This is a genomic window from Micromonospora sp. NPDC049580, assembly GCF_040675595.1.
Lineage (GTDB): Bacteria > Actinomycetota > Actinomycetes > Mycobacteriales > Micromonosporaceae > Micromonospora.
Map to the genome: position 1 here is coordinate 1 of NZ_JBFAPG010000168.1, position 11,413 is coordinate 11,413.

General features: G+C 73.2%; 9 protein-coding genes. 7 read left to right on the forward strand and 2 right to left on the reverse strand.

Features of this window, described 5'->3' with window-relative positions; translation table 11 throughout:
* Nucleotides 1-298 precede the first annotated feature (298 nt).
* The 7 genes from AB0J68_RS15995 (at nucleotide 299) to AB0J68_RS16025 (ending at nucleotide 8,770) form a co-directional block, all read left to right on the forward strand.
* Nucleotides 299-2,878, forward strand: a complete 2,580-nt coding sequence (locus tag AB0J68_RS15995) for an FtsK/SpoIIIE domain-containing protein (RefSeq protein WP_363939104.1) — start codon at nucleotides 299-301, stop codon at nucleotides 2,876-2,878.
* Nucleotides 2,879-2,880: 2 nt separating this feature from the next.
* Nucleotides 2,881-3,780, forward strand: coding sequence for a hypothetical protein (locus AB0J68_RS16000; RefSeq protein WP_363939105.1), 900 nt, complete (start codon nucleotides 2,881-2,883; stop codon nucleotides 3,778-3,780).
* Between the two features lie 267 nt (nucleotides 3,781-4,047).
* Nucleotides 4,048-5,226: a radical SAM protein gene (locus tag AB0J68_RS16005; protein ID WP_354861043.1), complete on the forward strand. Its 1,179-nt coding sequence runs from the start codon at nucleotides 4,048-4,050 to the stop codon at nucleotides 5,224-5,226.
* A gap of 4 nt (nucleotides 5,227-5,230) precedes the next feature.
* Entirely contained in the window at nucleotides 5,231-5,482 is a 252-nt protein-coding gene (locus tag AB0J68_RS16010) for a phosphopantetheine-binding protein (protein WP_354861041.1), read from the forward strand.
* Between the two features lies 1 nt (nucleotide 5,483).
* Entirely contained in the window at nucleotides 5,484-6,755 is a 1,272-nt protein-coding gene (locus tag AB0J68_RS16015) for a hypothetical protein (RefSeq protein WP_355067196.1), read from the forward strand.
* A gap of 21 nt (nucleotides 6,756-6,776) precedes the next feature.
* Nucleotides 6,777-7,862 (forward strand): hypothetical protein, encoded by a 1,086-nt coding sequence (locus AB0J68_RS16020; protein ID WP_355067195.1) that lies wholly within the window; start codon nucleotides 6,777-6,779, stop codon nucleotides 7,860-7,862.
* Nucleotides 7,859-8,770, forward strand: a complete 912-nt coding sequence (locus AB0J68_RS16025) for an NAD-dependent epimerase/dehydratase family protein (RefSeq protein ID WP_355067194.1) — start codon at nucleotides 7,859-7,861, stop codon at nucleotides 8,768-8,770. Before AB0J68_RS16020 ends, AB0J68_RS16025 begins: the two co-directional genes overlap by 4 nt.
* A gap of 29 nt (nucleotides 8,771-8,799) precedes the next feature.
* Here the strand turns inward: AB0J68_RS16025 and AB0J68_RS16030 are convergent, their stop codons facing one another.
* Both AB0J68_RS16030 and AB0J68_RS16035 read right to left on the reverse strand, forming a co-directional pair.
* Nucleotides 8,800-10,086 carry an MFS transporter gene (locus AB0J68_RS16030; protein ID WP_355067193.1) on the reverse strand — a complete coding sequence of 429 codons (1,287 nt, stop codon included), beginning with the start codon at nucleotides 10,084-10,086 and terminating at the stop codon, nucleotides 8,800-8,802.
* The coding region (locus tag AB0J68_RS16035) for a condensation domain-containing protein (protein ID WP_363939109.1) at nucleotides 10,083-11,413 on the reverse strand (1,331 nt) is incomplete at its 5' end. The genes AB0J68_RS16035 and AB0J68_RS16030, both read right to left, overlap by 4 nt.

The window sequence follows — 11,413 nt, forward strand, 5'->3', positions numbered from 1 at the left end:
GCCCCGGCCGCCCCGACGGGCTGGGGCCGGGGCGGGTGCGCCGGTGAGCATGGTGCCGGCGGTGGTGAGGGTCAGGGCGGCGGTGGCCGCCGTGAGGACTCGTCGCACGAGGTGGACTCCCTCCATCGGGTGTACGCACCGCCAACCTAATCGACAACTGTGAACGTCGCTGGCCCGGCGCGCTGTGGGCGTGTCACGGCGTCGGCCGCCGCGAAAGCGCGGGTCGCTACTGTCCCGGTGTCACCGCTGTCCGTTAGGGTTTCGGCGAACCGGACGGCCGTGGCGTGGGAGGCAGAGCGTGGGCAGGCTCGCGTCGGCGTACGGGCAGGCGGTCACCGCCCACCGGGCGGCCCGCGTACACCTGGATGCCGCCCGGGGCGTGCTCGGCGCGGCGCCTGCTCCGCCGCCGCAGGCGGGCGGGGGCGACCTCGTGGCCCGACTCGCGCGCCTCGGCGGCGCGCTGGCCACCCCCACCCCCGGCGCCACCGCGCTGACCGACGCACCGGCCGCGGTGCGCATCGGCGAGGCGTCCACTCCGGACGGCGGCTTCCCGGTCCTGCTGCCGCTCGGCGGCGGCCACCACCTGGCACTGGACACCGACGCCCGGGACGGGCGCGTCGCCGCGCTGCTGCGGGCGCTGGTGCTGCGGCTGGTCGCCACCGCGCCACCCGGTCGGGTCCGGGTCACCGGCATCGACACCGCCGCGCTGGGCGCCACCTTCGGCCCGCTGCGCCCGCTGCTCGACGCCGGCGTGCTCGACCCGCCGGCCACCAGCGAGGCCGAGGTGGCCGCCCTGCTGACCGCCGCCGAACGGCACGCCCGCGCCGCCCAGCACGCCGATCCCTCCACCCGGCAGTTGCTGCTGGTGGTCGCCACCGCCGCCCCGCCGCCGCGCGAGCTGGCCCGGCTCGCCGCGCTCACCCACGCCGGCCCGGCCGCCGCCGTCTGCGTGCTCCTCGCCGGCCATCCGTCCCGGCTGCCCGGCGAGACCGCACCGCCGCTGGGCAGCACCACCGCCCTCCGGATCAGCGAGGGGTACGCGCACGTCGGCGACCCGCCCGGCGTCCCGTTCAGCGTCGACGGCAGCGGTCTCGCCGCCCCGGTGCTGCTCGACGGCGACCCGCCGCCGGCCTCGGTCCGCGCGCTCGCCGAGCACCTCGGCGCCGCCGCCCGCCGTGCCGAGGCGCTGCCCTTCGCCGAGCTGCTGCCCGAGCGGCGCTGGGCCGAGTCCGCGGCCAACGGGCTGCGCACCGTCGTCGGCCGGGCCGGCCCCGCGCCGCTGACGGTCGCCTTCGACACTCCGCTGACCGTCGCCTTCGACACCGCGCTGACGGTCGCCTTCGACGATGCCACCCCGCACTGGCTGGTCGGCGGGCGCACCGGCGCCGGCAAGACCGTCTTCCTCCTCGACGTCCTGTACGGACTGGCCGCGCGCTACTCGCCGGCCGAGTTGCAGCTCTACCTGCTCGACTTCAAGGAGGGCGTCAGCTTCACCGAGTTCGTGCCCACCGGGCGTGACCCGTCCTGGCTGCCGCACGCCCGTGCCGTCGGCATCGAATCCGACCGCGAGTACGGCCTCGCCGTGCTGCGCGAGCTGCGCCGGGAGGCACAGCGCCGGGCCACCGCGCTGAAGCGGCACGGCGTCACCAAGCTCGCCGACCTGCCACGGGACAATCCGCTGCCGCGCATCGTGGCCGTCATCGACGAGTTCCACGTGCTGCTCGCCGGCAACGACGCGCTGGCCCGCGAATCCGTGGACCTGCTGGAGGAGTTGGCCCGCAAGGGCCGCTCGTATGGCATCCACCTGGTGCTGGCCAGTCAGAGCATGACCGGCATCGAGGCCCTCTACGGTCGGGCCGAGGCGATCTTCGGGCAGTTCGCGCTGCGCGTGGCGCTGCCCGGCGGCGGCGGTGTCCTCGACCAGCTCAACGACGCCGCCGCGGCCCTGCCGATCGGCTCGGCCGTGGTCAACACCGCCGCCGGCGCGGTCGGTGCCGACACCGTGCTGCGCTTCCCCGACGCGCACGCCGCCGCGGCCGACCTCGCCGCGCTGCGCCACGAGCTGTGGCAGGCCCGCCCGCCGGGCTCGCGGGCCCCGGCGGTCTTCAAGGGGTACGAGGCGGCGCGCGTCGAGGACGATCCCACCTTCGCCGGGCTACGCCCCGGTGGCCGACGCCCCATGGCGCTGGTCGGCCGGACGGTCGACGTGCACGGCACCACAGCGCTGTTCCTGATGGACTCCACCCCCGGCCGGCACCTCGCCGTGGTGGGCACCGCACCGGCCGGCGCGGACGTGCTGCGCGCCGCCGCGCTGAGCCTGGCCCGTCAACACACCCCCGGCGACGCCCGGTTCCAGGTGGCCTCCCTGGTCACCGCCGCCGACCCGATCGCGGCCGAGACCGAGGCCGCGCTGCGGGCCGCCGGCCACCCGGTGCACCGCCTCGACGCGGCCGGGCTGCGCGACCGGATCGCCACGCTGGCCGCCGAGCCGGCCGGCCGCGAATACCTGGTGGTGTTCGGGATGGACGCCGCCGCTCCGGTCCTCGGTGCGGCCGACCCGGTCACGTTCCGCTCCGGCCTGGACGACCTGCGTACGCTGCTGCGCCACGGCCCCGCCCAGGGCGTGCACCTGCTCGGCTGGTGGCGCGGCCTGCGGCGGCTCTCCGACGACCTCGGCGGCACCCAGAACCGCGACGACGTCGCCTGCCTCGTCGCGCTCAACGTGCCCGGCGCCGAGCTGGCCCTGCACCTCGGGGTGCACGACCTGGCCTACACGCCGCGCGCCGACCGGGCGCTGCTGGTCGACCGGCACGACCAGCGCACCAGGCTGATCGTGCCGTTCGCCCGCGACGGGCACGAGCCGCACGGGGAGCGTTGACAGTGTCCTTCGAGGAGTACGCGGCGCTGGCCCGACAGCTCGCCGAGCACCGTCGCGCCGGCGAGCGGGACGCCGCAGCCGAGTCCGAGCGCCGCCGTGACCTGCACGCCGCCGCCGACTACCTGCACCAGCGGCTGACCGCCCAGGGCCACCGCCTCGACCAGCTCGGCCGCGCGATCGGCATCGACCAGCCACCGGCCGGCCCGACCGCCGCACCGGGCAACGACGCGCCGGGAACGAGTACGGGCGTCCCGCCCCGCCCGCCGGCAACCGGGCCGGCCACCACCTGGCCCGGTTCGCCGCCGCCGACCGGCTCGCCCATCGTCAGCGGATCGGGGGACGGCGGGTCCGCCGGCGCAGCCGGCGTGCCGGGGCGGGCGGGTGTCGGGGCGTACCCCGAGCTGCCGGTCGTGCAGTCGCCGCTGGCGCTGCCGACGGCGGTGAGCCCGGCGGGCGCCGGGGTGCCGGCGCAGCGGGCGGCGGCGGTCGACCCGGTGGTGGAGCTGGAGCTGGCCCGGCGGATGGCCGACGAGGCCGACCGGCACGGGCAGCAGGCCGAGCTGCTTGCCCAACGGCCGGCGCTGCTGCCGACGTGGTCGCCGCTGGCGCGGGCGGTCGCCGTCTACGCCGCGTGCGGGGCGGCGGCGGGGGTGCTCATGCTGACCCTCGTGCTCGCCTCCGGGGTCGGCCTGGTCGACGGCTTCACCCTCGGCGCGTGGATCTGTGCGGGGCTGCCGGCGCTGGCGTTCTTCGGCGGGTACCTGGTGCTGGGCCGATGGGGGAGACCCGCCATGGTCGCCGGCACCCCACCCCGGTACCTGCCGCTCGGGTTCCTGATCTGCTTCCTGCTGGTGCCGCTGGGCTACTGCGCCTACCTGCTGCTGTTCCGCGCCCTGCGCTGAGGCGCAGCCGAGTGGCCGAAAGGCGGAGCACGCGGGGTTTACGACGAAGACCTCATGTGTCAGTGTGGTGAACGACCCGTGGCGGGGGGGTGAGCAGGACACTCACATCCACGTCGGACTGCCGCCGCCGGTTCCTTGTGTGATACCGGGGGTTCGTGCGCATGTAGGGATGCGAACGGCCCCCGATCCAATCACGAATCTGGCGAAGCGATGTCCCCTGCCCCGCGCAGGAGTGACCGTTTCGTGGCAGACGAGCGGGGAGCCTGCATGTCCTACCCACGTACCAACAAGGTCTTCACGTCCGGGGAACTGCACGATCTGCGCCGGACGGTGGCGATCCGGTCGGCGACGCGCCGTAACCTGGCGGCGGATCCCCTCTACGCCACCGCGTTGCCGCAGGAGGTCAGCATGCAGCTGACCTACCGGTGCAATCTGCGGTGCCACCACTGCTTCCAGTGGAACGAGCAGGGGTTCTTCCACAACTACGACAGCCAGCGCAGGCGTTCCGAACTCGACCTCGACGTCGTCCGGGACGTGCTGGAGACGACCGCGCCCGAGCAGGCGAAGGTCTTTCTGTGGGGCGGTGAGCCCCTGATGCACTCCCGGTTCGGAGAGATCGCCAAGCTGCTGGGCGCCGTGCCGCGAGTCGTCAACATGTGCACCAACGGCCTGTTGATGGAGCGCAACGCCGAACACCTGCTGGCCATCGGGCCACGACTCAACCTGCTGGTCAGCCTGGACGGCTTCGAGCCGGAGCACGAGGCGTTGCGGGGCAAGGGATCGTTCCGGCGCACCCTGCGCAACGTCGAGGCGATGCTCGACCTCCAACGGCGCGGCGAGTACCAGGGCGAGTTGTCCGTCGCGTGCATGGTCAGCGAGGACATGGTCGGCCGCATGTACGAGTTCACCGAGTGGGCCGAGCAGACCGGCTTCAACTCGGTCTACTGGCTGCTGCCCTGGTACATCAGCCCGGAGACGGCGTCGGCGATGGACCGGCTCTACGAGGAGTCGTTCTCGTGGCTCAACCCGCCGGAGCCGGGCGACAAGCCGACGTGGCACTCGTACACCTATGCGCTGCCCGAGCAGTACCTGCCGGTGCTGAAGGAGTCGATGGCCCGACTGGCGAGCCGGGTGTGGGATCTGCGGGTGCGCTACCAGCCGCAGGTCGAGCAGGATGAGATCGACGACTTCATCCGCGGCACGTCCCGTCCCGCCCAGCGGCGCAGCCGCTGCCTGGCGGTGTCCAACCGGATCGAGATCCACGCCGACGGCCGGGTCAGCTCGTGCAAGTTCTTCCCCGAGTTCGTCATCGGCGACCTGAGCGAGCAGTCCATGCAGGACATCTGGCAGAGCGAGCGGTTCACCCGGGTCCGCGGCATCCTGCGCGACAGCGGCCTCATGCCGGTGTGCTCGAAGTGCATCCTTCTCTACCTGAGCGGGGAGTGAACGCATGGCAGAGGTGGTCACCCGCATGGCGGTCCTGCTCGCGCGGGTTCTGGAGGATCCGGCGCTGGCCCAGGAGGTGACGGCGGACACGAATCTGCTGCTCGACCTCGGAATCGACTCGCTGCACATGATCACGTTCCTGCTCGCCGTCGAGGAGGAGTTCGACGTCGAGATCGACTTCGAGTCGCTGGACAGCATCCACCTGGAGTCGGTGAAGGCGTTCTGCCATTTCGCCCTCGACGGCGATGGTCGGTGAGGTGAGCGGGACCGTTCACTTCGGCTCGTTCGACGCGGAGGCGGCGTGGCGGCCGGAGGATCTCGCCGGGCTGCCCGCCGGCCCGGCGGCAGGTGGCAGCCGGGGACGTCGCGGCATGGACGAGCTGCTGGCGGTCGGGTGCGCTCCGGGCGATCTGCTGCTCACCGCCGAGCCGATGGACGAGGCCCTGGTCGAGGCGCTGGCGGTCGCCGGCATCGCACCACGGGTCGCGGCCGTGCCGGGTCACCAGGACGCCACCGTGGAGGAGCGGCTGGCGTCGGCTGGTGGCACGTCCCTGCCGGAGATGTCCGGGTGGGCCGCGGCGTTCTACGCCGTCCGGCCGGACACCTCCGTGGCGGTGCGCCGACTCGGCCTGCGTGCCACGGTTCCCCCCGTCGAGGTCGTCGCCCGCGTCAACTCCAAGGTCTGGTCGAACGACCTGGTTCGGGACGCCGGCCTGCCCGGCGCCGCCGTCCTGGCCACCACGCCCCGGCAGGTGCGGCGGCTGGTGCAGGACGCGCCGGACGACGTCGTGCTCAAGGATCCGTACGGGGTCGCCGGCCGGGGCGCCCTGCGGGTCGGCAACCCTCGGGTGCTGGACACGGTCGTCCGGCACCTGGAGCGGCAGGTCGCGCGCGGGGCTCGGGTGGAGCTGCTGGTGCAACCCCTCTTCGCGGAGGCGTCCAGCTTCTCCACCCACCTTGAGGTCGACCCGAGCGGCGCGGTGCGGTGGCGGGGCGTACAGCACGTCGACAACGCCGAGTTCGCCTACCGCGGCTCCGGTCCGCTCCCCGCGGATCAGCACGCGAGCCTCGACACCACCGCGCACCGGGAGGTGATCGCGCGGGTCGGGACGGCGCTCGCGGCCGAGGGCTACACCGGGCCGGTCTGCGTCGACGGACTGCGGCTGGGCGACGGCACGGTCGTACCGGTGCTGGAGATCAACGCCCGACGATCGATGGGCCTGCTGAACCTGCACCTCGACCGGCGGGCCCGGACGGTCGGCCTGCGCTCCTGGTTGCGCTGCCGCACGACGCCGGTGCGGCCCGGCGACACGGTGGCCAGGCTGGTGTCCGCGTTGGACGACGCGAAGCTGCTGTTTCGCGGCGACGAGCCGGGGGTGCTGCCGCTGGCCTCGGGGACGCTCACCCCGCCCCGTGGGCGGCTCTTTCTCGCCGTGTTCGCCCCGGACGACGCGGCCCGGGTCGCCCTCGAAGCGCAGGTGGGCGACCTGCTCGTCGCGACGGCCGGCGCCCCGAGTCTCGTCACCTGACTCCCGACGATCGGAGCATCGATGGCCACTGTGCTGCTGACGTCGGGCGCCACGCTCGGCACCCACGTACCGGCCCTCATCCTGGCGGGTCGGTTGCGTGCCCTCGGGATCGAGGTGCGCGTGGAGGTGTTCGAGCGGCTGCTGCGACCCGACGAACTCGACCGGCTGAGGGCCGCCAAGCTGGCCTTCAGAGGGAACTTCAAGCTCGCGGTGGCCGCCCAGCGCATGGTGCGTGATCAGATGCCGGCGCTCGACGACGCCGCGGTCGGTGACCTGCTGCACCGGTGGCGGGCCGCGGACGTGGACCAGGTGGTGATCTTCTCCGGCTTCTGGGTGCCCGTCGTCGAACGGTACGAGGCGCTCACGTCCCGAACGCCTCGGGTGGACATCTGTCACCTCGACGCCGCGCCGACCGCCTCCTTCAACCTCTTCCGGGCCCGCACAGAGCGCTTCCGTCACGTGTGGATGTTCGACGCCGAGCGGGGCACCGCGCCGACGAGCATCCGCGTCGGCGACGAGGACCCGGTGCCGTGGCAGCGGCGGGAGCCCCGCCTGCTGGCGCACGGCGGCGGCTGGGGGCTGGGCACCTACCGGGACCGCGCGGCGGATCTCGCCCGGGCGGGGCTGCTGGTCGACGTGGTGACCCACGACCCGGCCGACGTGTCCGAGCTGCCCCCCGGCTGCCGGGCTTTCATGATCGACCCGGAGTGGGAGGCCTGGCAGGACGACGGCTTCCCACCGTTCGGCGAGATCCTTCCGGACGGCGCGGTGCGGTACCGACGGGGTGCGGCGTACCACGACTCGTTCGACCTCGCCCGACACCGCGTCGCCATGCTCTGCAAGACCGGCGGGGGCACCCTGATCGACTCGCTCTGGTCGGCCACGCCGATCGTGCTGCTGGCGCCCTTCGGCGCGCACGAGCAGGTCAACGCCGACCTGTGGCGTCGGCTGGGCTACGGCGTCACCGAGCAGGAGTGGCGTGACAGCGGATACTCCCTCGACCTGCTGGAGACCCTGCACCGCAACCTGCTGGCCGCCCGTGTGGGGACCGCCGACTACGCCGCCGACCTGGCGACCCGCGCCGTGCAGACCGAGGTTCCGGGGTGAGCGCCGTCCCCGCCCCGGTCACGGTGGTCGTCGGGTCGGACGGTTTCATCGGCGCCAGTCTGTGCCGTGCGCTCGAACGCCGCCGCCTGCCTCCGCACCGGGTGACCCGACCCCGCAACGCCGTCGAGGAACACCGCTACGCCGATACGATCAGGCGGGCGGACCTGGTCTTCTGGGCCGCCGGCACGGTCACGCCGAAGAGGGCCGTCAGCCAGCCCGAACTCGTCGAGCTGGACCAGCGTGCCCTCGCCGCCGCGCTGGAGGCGTGCAAGCTGGGCGCCCGTCGTCCCACCTTCGTCCTGCTGGGATCCGGCGGGACGGCGTACCGGCCGGATGTGCCGCCACCGGTGGACGAGACCGGCCCACTCGGCCCCGACAGCGTCTACGGCCGGGCGAAGCTGGCCCAGGAGCAGGCCCTGCGCGAGGCCGCCGACCACCTCCGGCCGGTCGTGCTGCGGCCGTCCAACGTGTACGGGCCCGGCCAGCGCGCCGAGGGCGGGCTCGGCGTGGTGTCGCACTGGCTGGAGGCCGCGGCCACGCACCGGCCGTTGCAGGTGTTCGGCGACCCGGTCACCCGCCGCGACTACGTCTACATCGACGACGTCGTGGCCGCCCTGCTGGCGGTGTGGGACCGTCACCTGGACCGCGACACCCGCGAGGCGCTCGACGGCGCCGTCCTCAACGTCGGCGCCGGCCATCCCACCTCCCTCGCCGAGCTGCTGGAGGTGGTGACGGCGACCGTCGGTCGGCCGTTGACCATCCGGTACGCGGACCGTCGGGCCTTCGACCGGCGCGACATCTGGCTCGACGTCCGACGCGCGTCGGCGATGCTGGACTGGCACCCCGTCACCGACCTGCCCACCGGGGTGGCGCGTACGTGGGCGGCGCTGGCCGGCCCGAACCGCTGACGTCCCCGCGCCTCGCCGGCGACTCGCTGTCAGGCCTGGCTGGCCGGCTCGGGGACGGGCGTGAAGTCACGCATTCTCCGCAGCGGCGAGAAGTAGACCCACAGCCCGGAGGCCCAGACGCCGAGGGCGGCGATCACCAGGGTCTCGCGGACGCCGAGCCAGGTGCCCAGCACACCACCGAGAACCGCGCCGATCGGCAGGGCGCCCCACACGATCCAGCGGACCCCGGCGGTGAGGCGGCCGAGCAGTTCCGGCGGGCACATCTGCTGCCGGTAGCTGATCTGGGCCGCGTTGTAGATCGCGCAGAGTGCGGCGAAGCCGGTCATGCCGACGGTGTAGAACGCGACCCGCCAGCCGGGCTCGGCCAGCGGCACCAGCAGCATCGTCCAGCCGAGCCCGAGCAGGGAGACCCAGATGATGCGGGCGGTGCCGATCCGTCGAGCCAGCCTGCCGGAGGCGAGTCCGCCGGCGATGCCGCCGGCCGTGCCCAGCGCCAGTTGCACGGCCACCTCGGCCGGCGTCAGCTTGAGGACCCGGACCAGGTAGATGACCGAGAGGGCGTAGATCACCTGACTGAACACGTTCAGGGTGCCGCTGGCCGCGACGATCTTCCGCAGCACCGGATGCCGGAAGGCGAAGGCCAGGCCGGCGGAGATCTCCTCCCGCAGCCGCGGCCGGGGGCCCTGCGGTACAGCCACCTCCGGCTCCCTGCGCCGGATCAGCAGCAGCGAGACGGCGCTGACCGCGAACGAGGCGGCGTCGATGAGGACCGTCCGCGCCGCGCCGAAGACCGCGACCAGTCCTCCGCCGAGCCCGATACCCGCGACCTGGGCGACCGAGTACGTGGTGCTGAGTTTGCCGTTCGCGTCCAGCAGTTGATCCGAGCGCACCACAGTCGGCAGGTAGCACTGGTAGGCCACCTCGAAGAAGACGGAGCAGACGCTGCACAGGGCCGCCACCAGCCACAACTGCGCCATGGTGAGCTCACCGGCGAAAAACGCCAGCGGAATGGTGCCCATCGCGAGGGCCCGCAGCAGGTTGCAGAACACCATCAGCCGCCGCTTGCGCATCCGGTCGACGATCACCCCGGCCGGCAGCGCGACGAGCAGGTACGCCGCCATCCCGGCGGCCTGCAGCAGGCTCACCGAGAACGTGGACGCGTTCAGCACGGACACCGCGATGAGCGGGACGGCGAGGGTGGACACCGCGGAACCGGTCTCGCTGAGGGTCTGGCCGGTCCACAGCGTCATGAAGTCCCGGTGACGCCACAGGCTTGGCGTGACCGCCGGGGTGGTGGGCGGCGCGGTCGTGGTCATCCGGCGGCCTCCGCGCTCGCGCCGACCAGCTCCAGCAGGTCATCGCGCATGGCGACGAGCAGAGCGTCGAGTTCCGCGCGTTGGTAGCCTTCGCGGATCACCCGCACGGTCAGCCGGACCGTCGTGTCGGCGTTGGCCATCAGGTAGAAGCCGGGCCCGGTCGAGCGGATCGGCACGTGCCACTCGATCCGCGATTCCTGGATCGTCTCCGGCGGCTGCACCACCATCGGGGGCAGCAGGAAGGTGAAGTGGTACCCCGGGTCGAGCGGGCCGCCCTCCCGTTCGGCGTCCTCGCGAATCCGCGCCACCGTGTCCGGGTCGTAGACCCCGTGCTTGAGGGCCCGCATGTTCCGTACGTACAGGGCGCGCGCGGTGTGCGCGAACGGTTCGTCCGGTTCCGGCGCGGCCAGCAGCGGCACCCACTGGTTCATCGACGTGACGAGCGACGTGACCGCCGGGTCGAAACGGTTGGACGACATGGGGTAGAGCAGGACCGGGGTGCTGGTGGTGCCCGTCGCGATGATCGCCCGGCAGTACGCGGTGAGCAGCACCCCTGCCACGGTGACGCCGATGCCGCGCGCCGCCTGGCGGAGGATGGGCTCGGGGATGCCGGTGTGCATCGTCGCCCGGAGCACCGGCCCCGGTGCGGGCGGCGTCCGCCGGGGTGCCCCCGCCAGCACCTTGCGCCAGTACGACTCCGCGGCGAGCAGTCTGGCGTCCATCTCGCCGGACCGTTGCCGCGTCGCGAGGTCGGCCGGCTGCGGCGCCGGTGGCAGCGCCTCCCCGGCCAGCAGGGCGTAGAAGTCCCGCTCCATGGTGTTGATGCCCGCGCCGTCGGCCGCCATGTGGTGGATGACGACCAACAGTTCACGGGGGCGGCCGTCGCTCTCGGTCAGCCACACCCGCCACGGCAGGTCGGTGGTGAGCGTGAACGGCCGCTGGATCTCCTCGGTCTCGATCCGGGACATCCCCGTCTCGCCGTCGGGCTGTCGTACCGCCTCGACCACGTCGGCGGGGGAATCCACCGCGACGCGCTGGCGCGGATCTCCCGGGTCCTCGACGTCGAACGTCGTGCGCAGCGAGGCGTGCCGCATGCCGAGTGCTCCGACCGCGCGCCAGACGTCCGCCGCGGTCACATTTTCCGGCAACGACCAGGAAAAGCAGAGGTTGCCCTCCCACCACTTCTCCGGATGCATTTTTTCGATGTCCCGCCAGACCGATAGTTGGCCGAGGGTCATCGGGTAGGTCGTCTCCGGGGTCACACCTGTTCCTTCCCGAGCGGGAACGGTTGCGCTGCCGATGAGCGTGTGCCGCGACGCGACACACG

What these genes read in the sequence shown, in the direction of transcription:
- AB0J68_RS16005 (WP_354861043.1), top strand. Translation starts at nt 4,048, where the DNA reads ATGTCCTACCCACGTACCAACAAGGTCTTCACGTCCGGGGAACTGCAC.
- AB0J68_RS16010 (WP_354861041.1), top strand. Translation starts at nt 5,231, where the DNA reads ATGGCAGAGGTGGTCACCCGCATGGCGGTCCTGCTCGCGCGGGTTCTG.
- AB0J68_RS16020 (WP_355067195.1), top strand. Translation starts at nt 6,777, where the DNA reads ATGGCCACTGTGCTGCTGACGTCGGGCGCCACGCTCGGCACCCACGTA.
- AB0J68_RS16030 (WP_355067193.1), bottom strand. Translation starts at nt 10,086, where the DNA reads ATGACCACGACCGCGCCGCCCACCACCCCGGCGGTCACGCCAAGCCTG.